Source organism: Litoribacter ruber, from assembly GCF_018449405.1.
GTDB lineage: Bacteria > Bacteroidota > Bacteroidia > Cytophagales > Cyclobacteriaceae > Litoribacter > Litoribacter ruber.
Genome location: NZ_JAHCMY010000008.1, coordinates 22116 through 41219, shown reverse-complemented (window position 1 = coordinate 41219; position 19104 = coordinate 22116). Strand labels below are relative to the sequence as shown.

Sequence of the window (19104 nt, the reverse complement as noted above, 5' to 3'; positions counted from 1 at the left end):
CTGTTTATCTACCCTTAATTTTCAAAATATCGCAATCGGTTTTAGAGTTCCCTTCGGGCAATTTCCTTCAATTCGAAAAAATCTGTTATCATTGCAGGTGCGAAATTGAATTTGAACCTAAATATATAGAGTTGGAAAACGAAGAAATGTATCAGGGCAAGCACCATGCGCCTGAAAACCTGACCGAACCGGAGTTGTTTGGCCACCCGAAAGGGTTATTTTATCTGTTCTTTGCTGAGCTTTGGGAAAGATTTTCATTTTACGGGATGAGGGCCCTGTTGATGCTCTACATGGTAAATGAGATCTTTCAGGCATTGGCCAACAGAGATGCAGTGTCCGCAGTAATTTATTCTGCTTATGGATCCCTAGTATATGCTTCCCCGGTCATTGGAGGGAAAATTTCCGATTCTTACTTGGGATTCCGAAAATCCATTATGCTTGGAGGTCTTTTGATGTCCGTAGGGCATTTTGTGTTGGCCATTGAAAACAATGTGGCATTTTTCCTAGCCCTCGCCCTAATCGTAGTGGGTAATGGGTTCTTCAAACCCAACATTTCCACCTTTGTAGGCTCCCTTTATCGGGCTACTGATCCCCGCAAGGATTCCGGATTTACCATATTCTATATGGGGATCAATATCGGTGCAGCTGCCTCACCGATTCTCTGCGGACTTCTTGCCACCTATTATGGTTGGCATTACGGTTTCGGCTTGGCGGGTGTAGGGATGCTTTTAGGCCTGTTTTTCTTTTGGAATGGGATGAGAAAAGGTGTATTTATGGACAAAGGCCTTCCTCCAAATCCAGAAAAATTAAAGGAAAAAGTGATGGGGATTCCATTGGGGACCTTGATTCCTATACTCGCTGTACTTGCGGTACCCTTTATCGCTTTTCTGATTTCTTCCTACAATTATATTGGTGGGGGAAATACGTTTCTAGGAGAAGTGACTATTGTCAACGTATTGTTTTATGGCATAAGTTTGGCCATCTTGGTTTACTTGGGGTATGAAATTTACAGGGCCTCCGCTGCTGAAAGAGGCAAGCTCTTCGTGGCTATTTTGCTGACCATTTTCATGACCCTGTTCTGGGGGTTCCATGAGCTTAGTGGAAGTGTGATCACGCTTTTTGCCGATAGGAATGTCATCCTGCCCAACATCAGCTTTGGATGGCTTCCGTTTGTGGAAGGAAACTGGTCGATTGGGGCCGCCGAAACGAATGCCATAAACCCGATATTCATCATCTTGCTTTCCATACCTGTCTCTAAGATGTGGACTGGTCTTGACAAAGCCAAACTCAACCCAAGGACTCCTTATAAGTTTTCTTTCGGGCTGGGACTTATGGCGGTTGGGTTTTATATCCTCGGATTCAGTAGGGTATTTGCTGATGCGCAAGGGTACGTACCCTTTATTTATTTGATATTAATGTATCTGTTGATTTCCTCTGGTGAATTGTTTATGTCCCCGGTAGGTCTGTCGAAGATTACGTCCCTTTCACCGGCCCGGTTGGTGGCCTTTATGATGGGGGTTTGGTTTTTGTCCTCGGCTTATGCATTTCAGATCGTAGGATTCATCGCCAAGCAACTATCCGTGGAAAACACCGAAGGTAGGGCTACAGCCGGATTGGCAACTTTGGATGTATATGCGGATGGTTTTGTGCTTATTGCGCAGTATGCCATGGCAGGGGCGGTTATCGTGTTGATCCTCTCGCCGTTTATGAATAAATGGATGAAGGAAGTCCACTAAACAAAAAGGGTCGTTTCTGATGAAACGGCCCTTTTTGCTATTATTAATGTTCGTTTTTGTCTTTGCTGACAGACTTTCTAAAATCGATGGCAGTGATACCGGCTCCTAGGCCTACTAAAATACTGACGATTAGTAAAAACGTCTGGGCTCCTGGCATGATCGGAGCGCTGAAAATTTCCAATAGCATATGAAAGTGGATTTATAGTTTCAAATTTTGCGCAATTTAATACAGACTCACCTTAAGACAAAGGAATATGTACCTAAAAACAAAACCAACCTCTATCAGGTTGGCTTACGTTCTTTTAAAGGGTGTTTTTAATCGATCTCATCGTCAAAATCTTCGAAGTCCCCATCGTCTTCGCTGAGGTCATCATCGAAATCAACATAACTGTCGTCTACGAATTCATTTTCTTCATCTAAATCGTAAACTTCTTCGCGGAATTCGGCCTCGAACTCGTTGACATCATCATCAATGTCATTGAGCTCATCCATGTCGTCATCAAAATCGTCAAACATAAGGATAATGGTTTGTTTGATACAAATATATTAATTGAAAAAGAATTAACTATTTGTGTAAATAAAAAATTATCAAAAAAAAAATATCTATATAAGAATTTGGTTTTCAGTGGTTTGTATGAGGGGTGTGGTGTGGAGGGGTAAGAAAAAAGCCCTGAAATGATCAGGGCCAAATTTTTGTCAATTGAAAATGGTGCGTATGTATTTTTTTACCAGCGGTTTGGACAAATAGCGCTTCACCACCGAATAATTCATGGCTTTATTGATGTCGCTTTCATCTACGGAGCTGCTCAGGATGTAGATTTCAGGGTAATGAGTTTCTCTGGAGGTAAAGGCATCTAAAAATTCCCAACCGTTCATTTCAGGCATATTCAAATCCAGAAACAAATAATTGGGATTTATATTGGTAATGCGCTCTAGAGCATCAGTGGCCTTATCAAATTTAAAAATCTCGCAAGGTTCTTTTATGTTCTTGGAAATCAGTTTTTCCGTCACAAAAGTACTGATAGGGTCGTCATCAATCAGAACAATCTTAACCATTGAAGTACAAAATATGGGTGTCGAATAGCATAAATAATGATGTAAAAGTAGTTATTAAATATTATCACGCAATACAAATTGCAAAATATTTTATTCGAAAGCAAATTTTTTGTACTTAAAATACATTTTTAATCCTAGTGAATCAGCGGGTTAGCTTTGGATTCACTAGGATGCCCAATATATGTTTATCGGGGAGGTCAAGAATTGACGTTGACTAGTTTGGTAGAGAATTCTTTTAGAATCTTGTCAACTGCTGCTTTTACCTTTTTTTGCTTTTCATCCGGATTGTTCACCGTGCCCACAGCTGTTGCCCTCATGATCACGCGGTCGGCCTGCGGATCGATGAAATCTATGATAACCTCACCCTGGTCATACTTTTGTGTCCGGGTAGTAGGAGGTCCCCACATGGGCCACCACATGTCATAGGGGTTGGGGTAAATGATGCGCTGATTGGGCGTCACATCGGTATTGTAGCGGATGATCAGGTCGGGCTGGTCTGCATTATAGGAAAAACCTCTCTGCTCCATCCCTTCCACCAAATGTTGCTGGAGTCTTTCCTCTACTATGGGTGAGTTGAAAGCGGGCTTGCCTTTTACCTCACTGAGTATGGCAAAGGTCTGGTACTGCTTGGCTTCGACAAAATCGCTTTTCTCCGTATATACCTTCACAGGACTGCAAGCCAAAGAAACGATGGCCATCAAAGCGATGACTGGGATTAATTTAATATTTGATTTCATGATAAACTTCTGGTAATATATGTTTAGGGAAGGTATTGCACCTTCAGACTTTCCATTTTCAAGGTAATTAACGGCCAGAAAATGGACAGGTTGTGCTGGAAACTTTAAATAATATTAAAGGGAATAGCCTAAATTGCCGCCATTCCTTACATTTGTGGCAATCAAATATTTGAGACAAAAATGGCAAAGCCGGATTTTGATGATATTTTTATGGAGCTGGCCGTCAATCTGGCCAAGCGTTCGCACTGTATTAAAAAGCATGTGGGTGCGGTATTGACCAAAGAAACCAGGATCATCTCCATTGGGTATAATGGGCCACCTCCAGGCACGCACAATTGCGATGAAGAATTCCCTGAGCACGGCTGCAGCAGGGACAGCAAGGGGAGTTGCTCACTTGCCCTTCATGCGGAGCAGAATGCCATATTATATGCGGTAAAAAATAATGCCTCTGTGGAAGGTTCAACGCTGTATGTGACATTGGCGCCTTGCTTGGCTTGTGCACGGATTATATTCAGCATGGGCATAGCCAAAGTCGTCTTCCTTTTTAGCTATGCGGAATACAAAGGTTTGAAGGAAGATGAGGGGTTGGCTTTTCTGAGGAAATTTGGAGTGGAAGTGGAGAAATACGAAAAGGAAATAGAATTCCAGGACGTATTGATCTAAATGAAATTGACCTCCGGGTGTAGGTCAATCCCGAATTTGCTTTTCACATCTTCTTGGATTTTACGGCTTAGAGCTTTGATATCCGCACCCTCACCATCCCCATAATTAACCAGTACCAATGGCTGCAATTCATGTACGCCAATTTGGCCAAAACGCTTGCCTTTCCAGCCGGCCTGCTCAATCAGCCAAGCAGCAGGTACTTTTACTCCTTCGTCGTTAGGATACCCTGGGATAGATGGGTGCGTTGCTTTCAATTCTTGGTATTGCCCTTCAGCGATGGTTGGGTTTTTAAAAAAGCTGCCGGCATTACCAATTTTTTTGGGGTCTGGAAGTTTACTTTGTCTGATTTGGATTACCGCGTCACTAATGGCCTTTAGATTCAGATCTGTCACTTTCATGGCTTTCAACGTATCAGAAATAGCTCCATAACTGGTGTTGAAAACCGGTTGTTTGCTGAGCTGGAAAGTAACCGAGGTGATGATGAATTTCCCTTTCTCTGTGGTTTTGAAAATGCTCTCCCTATATCCAAACTGGCACTCTTGCTGGGTGAATGTTTTGACTTTGCCAGTGGACCTTTCCACAGCTTCCAAGCTGTGGAATATTTCTTTGATCTCTACCCCATAGGCCCCAATGTTTTGCATTGGGGAAGCGCCAACCGTTCCGGGGATAAGGCTTAGGTTTTCCACCCCGGCCCAATTTCTTGATATCGCCTCAAGTACAAAATCATGCCATACCTCGCCGGCTCCGACCTTCACCAAAACCGAGTCCTCATTCTCTTCTAGTAGCTCAATTCCGCATAGATTTATTTTTAAAACTACCGCATTTAGATCTTGGGTGAGAAGTATATTGCTGCCTCCGCCAAGAACAAAAAGCTCCAGCCCTTTATCTCTGGCAAACTGCTGTGCTTCCAAAATATCCTCAATATTATGGGCCTCTGTGAAAAAACGCGCTTTTTTGTCAATTCCGAAGGTATTGTATTCTTTTAAAGAAATGTTTTCTTGTATATTCATGCCTTGTTTATTATTGCGAATTAAATAAGTTTTTGGCCAATAAGAAAGGAATTGGCTTTTTTGCCTTCCGATTTTCACCTCAACCCAAACCAGAACTAGATGAAGGAAAATAAGGAAATTATCATCAATGGCGTCAATATCAGGCCCGGACAATCCATCAATATAGACATAGCGATTGCGCGACTTCCTACGCATACTTTGATTGATCTGCCGGTATTCATAAAACGTTCCAAACAGGAAGGTCCGGTGGTTTTAATTAGCGGGGGAGTGCACGGGGATGAAATCAATGGGATCGTGACGGTGAAAAAGATGCTTGAGGAGGAAATGTTTGACCCGATCAAGGGGACCCTGATTTTTATTCCTTTGGTAAATGTGTATGGATTTTTGAGCAACAGCCGTACATTTCCCGATGGAAGGGACCTGAATAGAAGCTTCCCAGGAAGCAACAAAGGTTCTCTGGCCTCGCAAATTGCCAATATCTTGACCACGGAAATCATCCCTCACATCGATTACGGTATTGATATCCATACGGGTGGCAGGATGCTCAGCAATTATCCCCAAATCCGGGTGGATTTTAAGGACAAAATGGGTTTGGATCTTGCGAAAGCATTTGGCTCTTACTTCATTATTAATTCTCCCCATATTGACAAATCATTCCGAAAAGAAGCTTTCAAAAACAATAAGCATATCTTGGTATATGAAGGCGGGGAATCGATGAGGCTGGATGATTTATCTGTGGAAGAGGCCATAGCCGGTACCAAGAGGATGTTGCAATATTTGGGGATGATAGAAGGAGACCTGAAGCTGCGGGAGTCTCTGGTGGTAACAGAAAGCTCTTGGCTCAGGGCCAAGATTTCAGGGATTTTTGTACCCACCGTCAAGTTGGGCGAGCAAGTAAAGAAGGGGCAAATGTTAGCCAAGATATCTGATCCTTATGGACAGGTGAAGGTCCCTGTGAAAAGTACGTCAAACGGCTATGTGGTAGGTCTTAACAATCAGCCAGTTGTAAATGCAGGCGATGCGCTCGTCCACATAGGTCGGGTTTAGTGATAATAAATATTTAAATTTTAATAAAAAAATTGCTAAATTGAATCGTTTCACCTTTTAAAACTTTGAAATGATTAATTTTGAGCAATTCAAATCTGTTAGAGGTTTAACTGAAGAACTCAGCGAAAACCTCGAAACAGAAGATTTTGTAATCCAAGCCAGCGAAGAAGTTAGCCCGACCAAATGGCACCTTGCCCATACAACCTGGTTTTTTGAGACTTTTGTATTGAAGGAGCTCGACCCAGAGTATTCGGAATTTCATCCAGACTTCAATTTTCTTTTTAATAGTTACTACAATGGTAAGGGAGACCGAACCCAACGGGATCATCGTGGCCTGATGACGAGGCCTACCGTGAGGGAGGTCTTTGCATATAGAGACCATGTGAATCGGGGTGTTGAGCGCTTTTTCCAAAAAACAGAAATCAACCAAAAAATCCACGATTTGATGGTGTTGGGGCTCAATCATGAACAGCAGCATCAGGAGCTATTGCTTACAGATTTAAAATACAACCTTTCCCTCAATCCCTTATTTCCGGTAGTATTGGACTGCAATGAATATAAGGTTCAAGACGCAGAAGGTTGGGTTAAGATGACAGAAGGACTGTATGAAATAGGGTTTGAGGGAGACGGCTTTTCTTATGACAATGAACATGGCCGTCACAAAGTTTTTTTGGAGCCCTTTGAGATCTCCAAAAGCTTGGTGACCAATAGAGAGTTTCTAGAATTTATGGAGGCCGGTGGCTATGAAGATCACAACTTTTGGCACTCGGAGGGCTGGGATTGGTTAAATAAGCATGAATTCGACAAACCCCTTTACTGGCACAAACAAAACGATCAATTTTTTTATTATACTCTTAATGGACTAAAACCGATTGAGTGGGATGCCCCGGTAGCCCATATTTCGTTTTACGAGGCTGCTGCTTATGCCGCTTGGAAAGGCTGTAGGCTTCCCACCGAATTCGAATGGGAGGCTGCCTCCGACCAATTTGACTGGGGACAGCGGTGGGAGTGGACCAGTTCGGCCTATTTGCCCTACCCCAGATACGCCAAGGCTCCCGGGGCGATAGGGGAGTATAACGGGAAATTTATGGTGAACCAGATGGTTTTGAGAGGGGCGTCAATTGCCACTTCTCCAAATCACTCCAGAAAAACCTATAGGAATTTTTTCAGTACGCCATCCAGATGGCAATTTTCAGGAATTAGATTAGCTAAATAACTATATGAACCACACTACCACTTACGACCAAATTTTTGCCCAGGATGTGCTTCAGGGGCTTTCATCCCCGCTCAAAACACTCCCCTCCAAGTATTTCTATGATGAGAAGGGCGACAAGCTCTTTCAGGCTATTATGGCATTGCCGGAATATTACCTTACACGCACCGAATATGCAATTTTGGAAACCTATAAGGCCCAAATCCTGGACAGGTTTGCAAAATCGGGAAAGCCTTTTAACCTGGTGGAGCTCGGTGCCGGGAATGGCTTAAAAACCAAAATACTTATTCAATATTTATGTGATCAGAAAGTGGAGTTTACCTATTTTCCCATTGATATCTCGGGTTACGTATTGAAGGAGCTGGAAGAGGACCTTAAAGAGATATGTCCCCAAGTAAAAGTCCATCCAATCACAGGGACCTACAGACACGCTTTGAAGGACCGCGAATGGGATAACGGCAGCCCAACCCTTATGCTGTTTTTGGGATCCAATTATGGCAATTTTCTGGAAGAAGACGCCAAAGAGCTATTAGACAGGATTTCAGATTCGCTTAGGATAAATGATGGACTCTTGATGGGTTTTGACTTGAAAAAAGACCCTGAACTTATTTTGGCGGCATACAATGATGCTCAGGGAGTGACCAGGGATTTTAATTTAAATCTATTGGAAAGAATCAATAGGGAATTGGGAGGAAATTTTGAGCTTGATAAATTCAAGCATTGGCCCATTTACGATCCGGTAAGTGGGGAATGCAAAAGTTTCTTGGTGAGTTTGGAAGAACAGCAGGTTTTCATTGAGGCTCTCAATAAAACCTTTCAATTTACCCATGCAGAACCAATTTTCACCGAAGTTTCCAAAAAATATGGGCTTCATGATATTGACGCCTTAAGCCAGGAAAAAGGGTTTAAAGTAGAGAAGAATTTTATGGATGACGAAGCTTTTTTCTCGGATAGCCTCTGGGTGAAATCCTAAATTTCAATAAATCAATCAGTTATAATCTTTTATAAAGCATTTCCTTTGAAAAGGAAATGCTTTTTATTTTACACCTCACGGTCGTTTATAAACAAAATTGGATGCTTTAACCATTTTTTGTAATTAAAAAATTATTAATTATAATTTTTGGAAGAGTGTTTGCTTTCTTATGGAAAGATTGTTTTAATTAATTGTATAACCTTATACCGCAAACTGCCATGTCTAATCGAAATAAATTAATCGCTGCTAATATATTTGCTTTATTTGCTACCATCATTATGTTGATGGCAGGAAGAACCCTGGAGATTGAATTTGGCCTTGCTGCCGAAAATCTGACGCCAGCAATTTTATTGTTCCTCATACCACAATTGGGATTTGTTTTTACTTGGTTGACCCACCGACAGGTGAAAGGTCAAGAGTCTGTGAATAGGGGTTAAAAATAAAAAAAGCCTTGCAAAATCATTGCAAGGCTTTTTTCTTTACTCAAAGAAAGTTTTTAGCGCTTCAATTTTTCTATTCAAGGACTCTTCTACTTTCCTGTAGGCTTCGCGATTTGGAAGCCGTTCATGTACAGAAATGTAATATTTTATTTTTGGCTCTGTGCCCGAAGGTCTAGCCGAAATCTTACTGCCATCCTCTAAGTAGAATTGCAGCACATTAGACTTGTCAAGCAATAATGGTGTTTCAGCATTGTTCACTACATCGTATTCAATGCTTTCCTGAACATCCACAATTTTTACTACTTTGATTCCATTAATGTGGGTTGGTCGGGCTGTTCTGAAGCCATGCATCAGTTGTTGGATCTGCTCTGCACCGTCTTTTCCTTTTTTAGTCACGGATATGAGGGCCTCTTTGTAGAAACCATGCTTCATGTAGATGTCAGCGAGTACATCAATAAGGCTTTTACCCTTGGATCTATAATAGGCAACTGCTTCAGCAGTCAAAGCGCATGCAGACACGCCATCTTTGTCTCTCACAAAATCCCCGATCAAAAATCCAAAACTTTCTTCCCCGCCGGCAATGTAGATTTCTTTACCTTCTTTTTCCCGGATCACCATCGCAATGTTTTTAAAGCCGGTAAGGGTGCTATAATATTTAGTGCGGTAAGCTTTGGCAATTTCGTGGATCAGGTCGGTGGTCACGATGGTACTCACCATAAAGTGTTCCCCGGTCAATCTGCCTTGCTCCTGCATTTTAGAGAGTAAATACTCTGTGAGGATTACGCCAGCCTGGTTGCCATTCAGCAATTCATAGGCACCCGTTTCATTCAATATGGCCGCAGCATATCTGTCCCCGTCAGGGTCACAAGCCAAAACCAAAGCTGCGTTCACATTTCCGCCCAATTGGAGGGCCATGTCCAAAGCCTCTGGCTCCTCTGGGTTAGGATATACCACCGTAGGGAAATTTCCGTCGGGCTCAGCCTGTTCTTTTACCACATGAACGTTTTCGAAGCCAAATACCTTCAAGGCAGCCGGCACCATTTTGCCACTTGCCCCGTGGATTGGGGAAAAAACAATGGGCATGTCTTTTTGGGTAAGAATAGCCTCCGGCGAAAGGCTTAGTTTTTTCACTTCATTCAAGTAGATCAAGTCAAAGTCCTCCTCGATATAGGTGATGAGGGATTCATTTTTCTCCCATTTTACCTTGTCAAAAGAGTCGATCTTCTGGACCTCCATGATAATACTTTTATCGTGAGGGGCCACTATCTGTGCACCATCCTCCCAATAAGCCTTGTATCCATTGTATTCCTTTGGATTGTGTGAGGCGGTAACCATCACACCGCTTTTACAGCCAAAATGCCTGATTGCAAAAGACAACATGGGGGTTGGTCTCAATTCCCTAAAGTAAAGAACATGGATGCCGTTGGCGGTTAAAACATTGGCCGTAGTTTCGGCAAAAAGCGTGTTGTTGATGCGGTTGTCATGGGTGATAGCCACTTTAATCTCCTGGCCTGGAAAGGATGCCAATAAGTAATTGGCCAAGCCTTGTGTGGCCATGCCTACGGTATATACGTTCATCCGGTTTGAGCCCACGCCCATAACTCCACGAAGGCCGCCGGTACCGAATTCTAGGTCTTTGTAAAAACAATCCACCAGCTCAGACTGGTCTTCTGCGGCCATCATTCGGGTGATTTCCAACCTGCTTGCCTCATCAATGTTACTTTTAAGCCATTTTTCAGCTTTTTGGGTGATAAGTGTATCTGTCATTTTCTGATAAAAAGTTATATATAAATAAAATACGTTTTGCTAAAGGAATAAAAAAGCCCCAAGTCTAAGACCAAAAACCATTTTTGATTGTTCGGTGCTTTAAAAACTTGGGACTTGTTTAATTTGTTTATCTTAGCTTACAGATTGCCCCTAAGCGCCTGCTCCCTTTCGATTGCTTCAAAAAGAGCTTTGAAATTGCCTTTTCCAAAGGATTTTGCACCTTTTCTCTGGATGATTTCAAAAAACAGGGTAGGTCTGTCTTGAACCGGCTTGGTGAAAATCTGCAACAGGTAGCCCTCATTGTCTCTATCCACCAATATGTTCAGCTTCTTCAACGGCTCCAGGTCCTCTTCGATCGCCCCAACTCGGTCTAGCAAGTCATCATAATACGTGCCAGGCACTTCCAAAAACTCCACACCGCGATTTCTCAACTCAGTCACGGTCTCGATAATATTGTCAGTAGCAATAGCCATGTGCTGAACGCCCGCGCCATTGTAGAAGTCCAAGTACTCCTCGATTTGGCTTTTTTTCTTTCCTTCTGCAGGTTCGTTGATTGGGAACTTGATGTAGCCGTTTCCGTTGGAAACAACCTTGGACATCAAGGCGGTATATTCTGTGGAAATATCCTTGTCATCAAAAGTAACCAGCAAATTGAAGCCCATTACTTTTTCATAAAACTCTACCCATTTGTTCATTTCGCCCCATCCGACATTACCTACGCAGTGGTCTATGAACTTGAAACCTACCGGAGTGGATTTGTACAAGCTTTTCTTTTCAATGAAACCTGGAAGGAAAGGACCATTGTATTTACTTCTTTCCACAAAGGTGTGGATTGTCTCTCCGTATGTTCTGATGGATGCTACCTTCACCTCGCCGTTTTCGTCAGAAAGCACCTTTGGGGCCTCATAGGATTCAGCGCCTCTGGAAGTGGTTTCCTGATAGGCTTTTTCAGCATCATCCACCCATAGGGCCAAAACCTTCACGCCATCACCATGTTTTTTGATATGGTCGGCGATGGGGTGATCCTGCTGTAGAGGGGTAGTGAGCACCAATCTGATTTTCCCCTGCTTAAGAACATACGAGGCGCGATCCTTTACTCCGGTTTCGGGCCCGGCATAAGCGATTTGCTCAAAACCGAATGCGTACTGATAAAAAAGTGAAGACTGCTTTGCATTCCCCACATACATTTCAACGTGATCTGTGCCGTTTATAGGCAGAAAATCTTCTTGCATAATCTATAGTTTTGGGTTTATATTCATTTTTGGTGTAGACAAAGATAAAATTTTCTAGCCAATTTCGGCAATACATTCCCGCAATAGTTGAACTATGCCCAAATGAGGGGAAAACTTTAAATTCAGCCCTTTTTGGAAACTTTTTCCTTATTCTTTACCTTCATATTTACATTGAAAACTACAAACCTTTATTTATGGATTTAGACAAACTCGACAGGGATTTGACGGCGATTGTGGAAAAGAGAATCTCACTGAGCAAGAAAACCTATGCCGATCCGGACTATGATGATATTGAAGAAGAGCTTCACGATTTGGAAGATGATCTAAATGAGGAATTTGGACCATATCTGGAAACGCAGTTGGAAAATATATATGACAAGCTTTGTCCAGACAATGATGTCTTATTGCCTTCCGCCTATTTGGCAAACAAATACACCCCGATGCTTCCCGATGCAAGAGGTGTAGTGAGCTATGAGGTAAAAGGCATGGAAGGTGTGCCGGTGGAATCTGAGCAATTTGACGGACAGGATGTGAGAATTATCCTTGTACCCAATCCAACGAGATTTGTGATGCAAATCAACGGGGTCTCTTTAAAAGACCTCTGGAGATCAAGATAAATGAAGTAAAACAATTAAAAAGGCGCAACTGGATTTCCCCGTCGCGCCTTTTTATTTAAAAGCCTAACTTGAACCGAATGTCTCTCATCAGCTCACTGGCAATTTCCCTAGCCTTGGCCTCACCTTCTGAAAGTTTCAAATCCAGCTCTTCCAAGTGGCTCATATAGAAATCAAATTCCTTGCGTTGCTCCGCGTATTTGTCCAGAATTAAGCCCATAAATTCTTTCTTGGCATGGCCATATCCGAAATTACCCGCTTCGTATTTTTCTCTAAGCACCTGGGTTTCCTCAGCTGTACCTATAAGTTTAAATAGTTTAAACACATTGCAGGCGTCCGGGTCCTTGGGGTCTTCCAATGGGGTACTGTCGGTGACTATGCTGTTGATATTTTTCTTAAGCTGCTTTTCCGGTAGGAAGATGTCGATATAGTTGTTGTATGATTTGCTCATCTTTTGTCCATCGGTACCCGGAATGATCATCACCTCTTCGTTTACTCGGGCCTCCGGAAGGGTGAAGAAGTCCTCTCCCAGCTTGTGGTTAAATGAACTGGCGATATCACGGGTCATTTCCAAATGTTGCAGTTGGTCTTTCCCGACAGGGACGATATCCGCTTGATAAAGCAAAATATCAGCAGCCATCAACACTGGGTATGTGAAAAGCCCCGCGTTAACATCAGATAAACGGTCCGCTTTGTCCTTAAAACTGTGCGCATTGGCAAGCATTGGAAAAGGGGTGTAGCAGCTGAGATACCAAGTCAATTCGGCTACCTCTGGTATTCTGGACTGTCGGTAGAATACACTTTTGTTGATGTCCAGCCCAAAAGCAAGCCAGGCAGCAGCCACAGCCTGCACGTTTTCCCTTCGGGTGGAAGCATCTTTGATAGTGGTCAAAGAATGAAAATCGGCAATAAAAATGAAAGATTCGTTGTTGTTTTTTTTCGTCAAGGCAATCGCAGGTTCGATTGCTCCTAACAAATTGCCCAAGTGGGGCCTACCTGAACTTTGAATTCCTGTTAATACTCTCGCCATCGATAAAATTTTTGGCGCAAATTAAAGAAATGTGCACACAAATCCCTGTTTTTTTACCGTTATTTGCCATTATGAGAAATTCAGTATTCAGTCTTTTAGGTGTGATTTTCTATTTGGGATTTGCCCATGGTCTTGCTGCTCAGTCGATTGCTGACCGGCCAATTATTTGGGAAAAACAACGGGTAGACCTCGGCATGGTGATGGAAGAATCGGGGATGGTCACCAGCGATTTCTATTTTGTGAATAGAGCTGATTTTCCAGTTTTTATTCAAAATGTAGAAACCGACTGCGGCTGTACAGTGGCCTCCTACACTACTGATACCCTGTACCAAGACAAAATCGGTGAGATCAAGGTGGCATACGACCCTACCAATAGGGGAGGGCAGTTCAGTAAGATGGTAATCGTCAAAACCAACATTGATTCCGACGGGGATACACTTTTTCTGGAAGGTTATAACCTGCCTTACCCCGAAAATGTGGATGTGCATTATTCGCACCGGGTGGGCGATATGGGGTTCAAATTTACCAGTGTAAATGTTGGGGATGTAATTAATAATGAGCCCAAGACCAAATACGTGGACTTTTTTAACTTCAAGGATATGTCTGTGACGCTCAACGATTCCAAAACCGTACTGCCAGACCATATCAAGCTGAAAATGAGCCCGACAATTGTGCCAGCCAAATCCAGAGGGATTTTGGAAATCACCTATGATGGGGAACAAAAGGGGGATCTGGGCTTTTTCGATGAGAGGATACAGTTTTTCATTGAAGACAGGGGGACTACCGAAATGGAAGTCCGCCTTTTGACTACAGTGCATGAGTATTTTCCTCCGGTAAAAAAGTCTGAGGTAAACGATCAGCCTAAGCTGGGAATATCCGACGTGAATGTGAATCTGAGTAATGTTTCCAGTAACAGACCGGTTAGCAATGCCGTGACCTTGAGCAGCATGGGCGGGCAGCCTGTCAACATCCGCAAGGTGGTTTCCAATTGTGAATGTTTGCAAGTGGAGCTTAGAAATTATGATATCGCGCCTGGTGACAAAGAGCAACTGAGGTTTACCTTTGACCCTCGGGGCAGACAGGGGCTGGACCATAAAACCATTACAATTTTCAGTAACGACCCGCTTAGCCCCACCAGAACAATTCTGATAAAAAGCAGCATCAAATAAGTTTTAAGCCTCAAAGTTTTTTGAGGCTTTCTTTTTGCTCTAAGTTTAGTTCTACCAGTTTTCTAAAACATATGATAGCTAGGCTTTTGACATTACCTTTTCGCTATGGGTTTTCAAAGCTCAAAAGAGCCGTGGGAAAGTTGGACATGATCCAAATTGAACCTCTGTATGCGTTTGGCAATGAAAGGAAAGTCTATATAAAAGCACGGGTGGTAGAATCCTACAAGCAAAGCGTACCCTCGGAGCGGAAGTCAGCGCCAAAAAATATGCTGGCCGCTGTGAGAAGGTATTCCGGTAGCAGTGTTTCCGATGTGGAGGTTGCTGCTCGACTGGGGGATAAGGAAATTGTAATGGTGAGTGATGAAGAGGGGATTTTGGAAGGGAAGTTTAAAACTCCAAAAACCGCCAAGCAAGAACTCGTAAGCTTTACCTTTATTGAGAATGGAGACCTTTCCTACCAGCAGAAAGAGGTGCTATTTCCAGTAAGCCGCTATTCATCCGATCACCCTTTGGGCATCATATCGGACATCGATGACACCATTTTGGTGTCAAAAGCTACACAGCTTGGCGAAAAATTATGGCTGTCCATTTCCAAAAATGCCTACACCCGTAGGCCCTTTCCCGGTATTAGCAAGTTTTACAAAGGGCTTACCAACCATGAGGAAAACCCGGTTTTCTATGTCTCTAGCAGTGATTGGAATTTAAATGAATTGATCAAAGACTTTTTGGAATACCGACATATACCCAGAGGCCCTCTTTTGTTGCAGGATCTGCACGTCAACATCAGAAACATCTGGAAATCGGGAGGGGGAAGCCATCAGCACAAGAAAGATAAAATCATCCTACTTTTTAAACTTTATCGGAGCATGAAGTTTATCCTTGTAGGGGATAGTGGGCAGCATGATCCGGAACTTTACGCTGAAGCCATCGAAGAGTTTCCCGACAAAGTCATCGCCGTGTATATTCGGATCATCAAACCCATGGACGATGAACGCCGGGGATTGCTCGACAGATTTAAAAATAAGGTGGTGATTGCTTACGTCAAAAACACCCATGAAGCAATTGACCATGCACTTGAAAATGGCTTTATCAAGCCCAATACAATATGAAGAAAATCTTGCTTTTTTTTAACCCCACTGCTGGAAGAACCCAGGTGGCGGAAGAGTTTTTATTATCCAGGATTAACCTCACCTTTCCTGCATTGGAAAATTTGCACAGCCACATTCTCAAAGGTGAAAACAAATCACCTGAGAGCATCAAAAAAAGTCTGGATTTATTCCAATGGGATTTGGTCATTGTGGCAGGGGGAGATGGTACGGTACGGAGAATTGTGGAGGTTTTTATAAAAGATAATTATAGCTATCCACTTGGCATTCTTCCTTTGGGATCAGCAAATGGCTTGGCCACCTGCTTGGGCATGTCAGAATTGGAGGAAGCCCTAGAGGCCATGGCTGCCAATGATTCCACGGAAATGGATATCCTAACCATCAACGATAACATCTGTCTCCATCTCAGTGATTTTGGATTCAACGCGGGCTTGGTGGCAAAATATGAGCAGATTGAGGGTAGGGGAATGATCACCTATTTAAAAGGTGCGTTATCAGAGCTGTTTGAAAATAAGCCATACCAATTTAATCTTCAGATAAATGGAAAGGAAATCCAAGTGATGGCGAGAATGCTGTTAATAGCCAATGGGAATCAATATGGGACTGGAGCTATTATCAACCCCGCTGGCAGGATTGACGATGGAATGTTTGAAATCTTGGCATTTAATCCAGACGGTATCGATGAAATTGTAAATTTTTTTTACCACCTGATGAGAGGCGAGCTGAAAAGCTGCGATTTTGTGAAAACCTGGAAGTGTACCGAGGCCACCATCCAGAACCCGGATGGGGCAACTTTTCAAATTGACGGAGACGTCGAGCGGGATGTGAGAAAGGCAAAAATTGGGATCATGAAAAACCGGCTGAAAGTGATCATAAATCCATCGGAAATCAAAAAAGGGAGCGAGTAGCTCCCTTTTTACTTTATTTGAATGCCGGAATCCCGGTGATTTCATTTCCTAATATCAGAAGGTGAATATCGTGTGTTCCTTCATAAGTAATCACAGACTCCAAATTCATCATGTGGCGCATAATCGGATACTCTCCGGTAATGCCCATGCCGCCATGAATCTGACGTGCTTCACGCGCTATTTCCAAGGCCATGTTGACATTATTTCGCTTGGCCATGGAGATTTGGGAGGTAGTTGCCTTTCCCTCGTTCATTAATTGGCCCAGTCGGTGGGTGAGGAGTTGTGCTTTGGTGATTTCCGTCAGCATCTCGGCAAGTTTCTTTTGGATCAGCTGGAAGCCTCCGATTGGCTTGCCAAACTGCTGCCTTTCGAGCGAATACCTTCTAGCGGAGTCATAGCAGTCCATAGCAGCGCCAATTGCTCCCCAGGCTATCCCGTAGCGGGCGGAATCCAAGCACATAAGGGGTGCACCAAGCCCGGATTTGCCAGGAAGCAGGTTCTCCTTTGGAACTTTCACATCGTGGAAAACCAATTCACCCGTGCAGGAAGCGCGGAGTGACCACTTGTTGTGGGTTTCTGGAGTGGTGAAGCCTTCCATACCTCTTTCTACGATTAAGCCATGGATTCTGCCTTCCTCATTTTTGGCCCAAACCACCGCAATGTCAGCCTTTGGAGAGTTGGAGATCCACATTTTCGCTCCATTGAGCAAGTAGTGGTCGCCCATGTCCTTGAAGTTGGTCACCATACCGCTTGGGTTGGACCCGTGGTCAGGTTCGGTAAGGCCAAAGCAGCCCAGCATTTCACCGGAAGCCAGTTTGGGCAGGTATTTGTTGCGCTGATCCTCGGAGCCAAACTTATAGATGGGATACATCACCAATGAACCCTGGACAGAGGCGGTGGACCTCATGCCCGAGTCGCCTCGCTCGATTTCCTGCATGATGAGGCCATAGGAAATATAGTCCAATCCTCCGCCCCCGTAGTTTTCTGGTATTTGAGGTCCAAAGGCACCCACATCACCAAATTTCTTCACAATGTCATAGGGGAAGTAAGCGTCCTGACACCAGTTTTCTATATTCGGATAAATTTCCTTTTTGACAAAGTCCCGGATGGAATTCCGGATCAGCTTGTGCTCCTCGGTCAATAGATCGTCCAAGTTGTAAAAATCCACCCCCTCGAATGCGTCCTGCTTTTGAGATTTGTGTTTTGCCTCGGCTGCCTCCATAATTAATTTTGCTTAATTGGTTTTTAAAATAGAATTTTACATTTCGAATGCTGATCAAATGCTCAGCTTTAAGATTAACTCAAGTAAGCAAGAACTTTCTTAAAAAGCTACCTTGCCTGCAGAAATTATTCCTTATGGAAAAGCATAAACCCAACAATGACATTACCCAAAAGATTGAGCTTTTAGAGCAGAAATTCAAGGCTTCCGGACAGGATTTGTCCTCTTATTTGGAGGGCCTACTCTATGCGGATTACTTAACCTACTGGGACTACATCAATCTTGATACCCTTTTGACGCTTCAGCAGCCAAAGACCTCTTTCAAGGATGAGAAGATTTTCATCATCTACCACCAGATTACCGAACTGTACTTTAAATTATGCCTTTGGGAAATGGAGCAACTCTCGGAAGAGAAAAATATCAAAGCTGAATTTTTCAAGCAAAGATTGGAGCGGGTAATCATGTATTTTGACCATTTGATTTCATCTTTTGCAGTGATGTGGAAGGGGATGGAGAAAGAGCAATTCCTCAAATTCAGGATGTCGCTTCTGCCATCCAGTGGTTTCCAAAGTGCCCAGTATAGATTTATCGAGTTGCTGGCCACTGATACGCACACCCTGGCTGCCATGAAATTCAGAAAAGAGCTAAGCCCCGAAAGCCAAACCCAGGAGCTGTTTGATAAGCTTTACTGGCAGTTTGGGGCAACTGAACTTGCGACGGGAGAAAAAACGTTGACCCTAAAGTCCTTTGAGCAAAAATATGGCAAGGAGATCAAGGAACTGATCGATAAATATAAGCACAGCAATCTTTGGCAGCAGTATCTGCTTTGTGAAGACAAGGATGAGGAGCTGAAGGGGCTGATGAAGACCTTTGACCTGAAAGCCAACGTGTATTGGCCGCTTTCGCACTACAAGTCGGCCGTGCGCTATTTGCAACGCGATCCGGTTGACATTGCGGCGACAGGCGGTACCAATTGGCAAAAGTATTTGCCACCGCGTTTCCAAAAGGTAATTTTCTATCCCGAACTTTGGACTGAGGAGGAGATAGCTGAGTGGGGGAAAGGCTGGGTTGTGAAAGAGGTTTTCGGAAAAGAAGAGCTTTAGGAAGGAAAGTGCAAAAGGAAATGGGCACAATGGGCACAAAGTTTTAAAAGAAGTTGCACCAAGGCCTATTTGCCTTAAGAT

Annotated in this window: 20 protein-coding genes; 11 read left to right on the top strand and 9 right to left on the bottom strand. The window is 43.3% G+C overall.

Annotated elements, in window-relative coordinates:
* Window positions 1-131: 131 nt before the first annotated feature.
* A complete protein-coding gene (locus KI659_RS13705; RefSeq protein WP_213945933.1) occupies window positions 132-1736 on the top strand; it encodes a peptide MFS transporter in 1605 nt (534 codons plus the stop codon).
* A gap of 43 nt (window positions 1737-1779) precedes the next feature.
* Here KI659_RS13705 and KI659_RS13700 read toward each other — a convergent pair whose 3' ends face one another.
* The 4 genes from KI659_RS13700 to KI659_RS13685 form a co-directional block, all read right to left on the bottom strand.
* Entirely contained in the window at window positions 1780-1923 is a 144-nt protein-coding gene (locus tag KI659_RS13700) for a hypothetical protein (RefSeq protein WP_213945932.1), read from the bottom strand.
* Window positions 1924-2051: 128 nt separating this feature from the next.
* Window positions 2052-2252: a hypothetical protein gene (locus KI659_RS13695; RefSeq protein ID WP_213945931.1), complete on the bottom strand. Its 201-nt coding sequence runs from the start codon at window positions 2250-2252 to the stop codon at window positions 2052-2054.
* 180 nt (window positions 2253-2432) lie between these two features.
* Window positions 2433-2792 (bottom strand): response regulator, encoded by a 360-nt coding sequence (locus KI659_RS13690; protein WP_213945930.1) that lies wholly within the window; start codon window positions 2790-2792, stop codon window positions 2433-2435.
* Window positions 2793-2989: 197 nt separating this feature from the next.
* Complete coding sequence (locus tag KI659_RS13685; RefSeq protein ID WP_246535414.1) at window positions 2990-3529, bottom strand: DUF4136 domain-containing protein; 540 nt, start codon at window positions 3527-3529, stop codon at window positions 2990-2992.
* Between the two features lie 180 nt (window positions 3530-3709).
* On the opposite strand from KI659_RS13685, the gene KI659_RS13680 reads away from it, so the two are divergent.
* Entirely contained in the window at window positions 3710-4192 is a 483-nt protein-coding gene (locus KI659_RS13680) for a deoxycytidylate deaminase (protein WP_213945929.1), read from the top strand.
* Here KI659_RS13680 and murB read toward each other — a convergent pair.
* Entirely contained in the window at window positions 4189-5202 is a 1014-nt protein-coding gene (gene murB / locus KI659_RS13675) for a UDP-N-acetylmuramate dehydrogenase (protein ID WP_213945928.1), read from the bottom strand. The genes KI659_RS13680 and murB overlap by 4 nt on opposite strands.
* A 99-nt stretch (window positions 5203-5301) precedes the next feature.
* Between murB and KI659_RS13670 the strand changes: the two genes are divergently transcribed.
* The 4 genes from KI659_RS13670 (at window position 5302) to KI659_RS13655 (ending at window position 8872) form a co-directional block, all read left to right on the top strand.
* Window positions 5302-6249, top strand: coding sequence for a succinylglutamate desuccinylase/aspartoacylase family protein (locus KI659_RS13670; protein ID WP_213945927.1), 948 nt, complete (start codon window positions 5302-5304; stop codon window positions 6247-6249).
* A 70-nt stretch (window positions 6250-6319) separates the two neighbouring features.
* Window positions 6320-7465 (top strand): ergothioneine biosynthesis protein EgtB, encoded by a 1146-nt coding sequence (gene egtB, locus KI659_RS13665; protein ID WP_213945926.1) that lies wholly within the window; start codon window positions 6320-6322, stop codon window positions 7463-7465.
* 4 nt (window positions 7466-7469) lie between these two features.
* Window positions 7470-8435 carry an L-histidine N(alpha)-methyltransferase gene (gene egtD / locus KI659_RS13660; RefSeq protein ID WP_213945925.1) on the top strand — a complete coding sequence of 322 codons (966 nt, stop codon included), beginning with the start codon at window positions 7470-7472 and terminating at the stop codon, window positions 8433-8435.
* Window positions 8436-8653: 218 nt separating this feature from the next.
* Window positions 8654-8872, top strand: a complete 219-nt coding sequence (locus tag KI659_RS13655; RefSeq protein ID WP_213945924.1) for a hypothetical protein — start codon at window positions 8654-8656, stop codon at window positions 8870-8872.
* Between the two features lie 42 nt (window positions 8873-8914).
* On the opposite strand, the gene KI659_RS13650 is transcribed toward KI659_RS13655, so the two are convergent.
* Together KI659_RS13650 and hppD are read right to left on the bottom strand one after the other, a co-directional pair.
* Window positions 8915-10642 carry a phospho-sugar mutase gene (locus KI659_RS13650; RefSeq protein ID WP_213945923.1) on the bottom strand — a complete coding sequence of 576 codons (1728 nt, stop codon included), beginning with the start codon at window positions 10640-10642 and terminating at the stop codon, window positions 8915-8917.
* Window positions 10643-10779: 137 nt separating this feature from the next.
* Complete coding sequence (gene hppD / locus KI659_RS13645; protein ID WP_213945922.1) at window positions 10780-11874, bottom strand: 4-hydroxyphenylpyruvate dioxygenase; 1095 nt, start codon at window positions 11872-11874, stop codon at window positions 10780-10782.
* Window positions 11875-12068: 194 nt separating this feature from the next.
* Here hppD and KI659_RS13640 point away from each other — a divergent pair, with 194 nt between their 5' ends.
* On the top strand, window positions 12069-12491 hold the full coding sequence (locus KI659_RS13640) for a hypothetical protein (RefSeq protein WP_213945921.1): 423 nt from the start codon (window positions 12069-12071) through the stop codon (window positions 12489-12491).
* A gap of 55 nt (window positions 12492-12546) precedes the next feature.
* Here the strand turns inward: KI659_RS13640 and trpS are convergent, their stop codons facing one another.
* Entirely contained in the window at window positions 12547-13518 is a 972-nt protein-coding gene (gene trpS / locus KI659_RS13635; protein WP_213945920.1) for a tryptophan--tRNA ligase, read from the bottom strand.
* A 71-nt stretch (window positions 13519-13589) separates the two neighbouring features.
* Between trpS and KI659_RS13630 the strand changes: the two genes are divergently transcribed.
* The 3 genes from KI659_RS13630 (at window position 13590) to KI659_RS13620 (ending at window position 16701) form a co-directional block, all read left to right on the top strand.
* Window positions 13590-14687, top strand: a complete 1098-nt coding sequence (locus KI659_RS13630; RefSeq protein WP_213945919.1) for a DUF1573 domain-containing protein — start codon at window positions 13590-13592, stop codon at window positions 14685-14687.
* Window positions 14688-14758: 71 nt separating this feature from the next.
* Complete coding sequence (locus tag KI659_RS13625) at window positions 14759-15796, top strand: phosphatase domain-containing protein (RefSeq protein WP_213945918.1); 1038 nt, start codon at window positions 14759-14761, stop codon at window positions 15794-15796.
* Window positions 15793-16701 carry a diacylglycerol/lipid kinase family protein gene (locus KI659_RS13620; protein WP_213945917.1) on the top strand — a complete coding sequence of 303 codons (909 nt, stop codon included), beginning with the start codon at window positions 15793-15795 and terminating at the stop codon, window positions 16699-16701. Before KI659_RS13625 ends, KI659_RS13620 begins: the two co-directional genes overlap by 4 nt.
* A 13-nt stretch (window positions 16702-16714) precedes the next feature.
* Here KI659_RS13620 and KI659_RS13615 read toward each other — a convergent pair whose 3' ends face one another.
* Entirely contained in the window at window positions 16715-17923 is a 1209-nt protein-coding gene (locus KI659_RS13615; protein ID WP_213945916.1) for an acyl-CoA dehydrogenase family protein, read from the bottom strand.
* A gap of 134 nt (window positions 17924-18057) precedes the next feature.
* On the opposite strand from KI659_RS13615, the gene KI659_RS13610 reads away from it, so the two are divergent.
* On the top strand, window positions 18058-19023 hold the full coding sequence (locus tag KI659_RS13610) for a tryptophan 2,3-dioxygenase family protein (protein WP_213945915.1): 966 nt from the start codon (window positions 18058-18060) through the stop codon (window positions 19021-19023).
* Window positions 19024-19104 lie beyond the last annotated feature (81 nt).

Excerpts from the sequence above, each read along its gene's own strand:
- KI659_RS13685 (WP_246535414.1), bottom strand. The coding sequence starts at position 3,529 with ATGAAATCAAATATTAAATTAATCCCAGTCATCGCTTTGATGGCCATC.
- egtB (WP_213945926.1), top strand. The coding sequence starts at position 6,320 with ATGATTAATTTTGAGCAATTCAAATCTGTTAGAGGTTTAACTGAAGAA.
- murB (WP_213945928.1), bottom strand. The coding sequence starts at position 5,202 with ATGAATATACAAGAAAACATTTCTTTAAAAGAATACAATACCTTCGGA.
- KI659_RS13655 (WP_213945924.1), top strand. The coding sequence starts at position 8,654 with ATGTCTAATCGAAATAAATTAATCGCTGCTAATATATTTGCTTTATTT.
- egtD (WP_213945925.1), top strand. The coding sequence starts at position 7,470 with ATGAACCACACTACCACTTACGACCAAATTTTTGCCCAGGATGTGCTT.
- KI659_RS13615 (WP_213945916.1), bottom strand. The coding sequence starts at position 17,923 with ATGGAGGCAGCCGAGGCAAAACACAAATCTCAAAAGCAGGACGCATTC.
- KI659_RS13650 (WP_213945923.1), bottom strand. The coding sequence starts at position 10,642 with ATGACAGATACACTTATCACCCAAAAAGCTGAAAAATGGCTTAAAAGT.
- KI659_RS13620 (WP_213945917.1), top strand. The coding sequence starts at position 15,793 with ATGAAGAAAATCTTGCTTTTTTTTAACCCCACTGCTGGAAGAACCCAG.
- trpS (WP_213945920.1), bottom strand. The coding sequence starts at position 13,518 with ATGGCGAGAGTATTAACAGGAATTCAAAGTTCAGGTAGGCCCCACTTG.
- KI659_RS13670 (WP_213945927.1), top strand. The coding sequence starts at position 5,302 with ATGAAGGAAAATAAGGAAATTATCATCAATGGCGTCAATATCAGGCCC.
- KI659_RS13695 (WP_213945931.1), bottom strand. The coding sequence starts at position 2,252 with ATGTTTGACGATTTTGATGACGACATGGATGAGCTCAATGACATTGAT.
- KI659_RS13690 (WP_213945930.1), bottom strand. The coding sequence starts at position 2,792 with ATGGTTAAGATTGTTCTGATTGATGACGACCCTATCAGTACTTTTGTG.
- KI659_RS13640 (WP_213945921.1), top strand. The coding sequence starts at position 12,069 with ATGGATTTAGACAAACTCGACAGGGATTTGACGGCGATTGTGGAAAAG.
- KI659_RS13610 (WP_213945915.1), top strand. The coding sequence starts at position 18,058 with ATGGAAAAGCATAAACCCAACAATGACATTACCCAAAAGATTGAGCTT.
- KI659_RS13625 (WP_213945918.1), top strand. The coding sequence starts at position 14,759 with ATGATAGCTAGGCTTTTGACATTACCTTTTCGCTATGGGTTTTCAAAG.
- KI659_RS13700 (WP_213945932.1), bottom strand. The coding sequence starts at position 1,923 with ATGCTATTGGAAATTTTCAGCGCTCCGATCATGCCAGGAGCCCAGACG.
- KI659_RS13680 (WP_213945929.1), top strand. The coding sequence starts at position 3,710 with ATGGCAAAGCCGGATTTTGATGATATTTTTATGGAGCTGGCCGTCAAT.
- KI659_RS13630 (WP_213945919.1), top strand. The coding sequence starts at position 13,590 with ATGAGAAATTCAGTATTCAGTCTTTTAGGTGTGATTTTCTATTTGGGA.
- hppD (WP_213945922.1), bottom strand. The coding sequence starts at position 11,874 with ATGCAAGAAGATTTTCTGCCTATAAACGGCACAGATCACGTTGAAATG.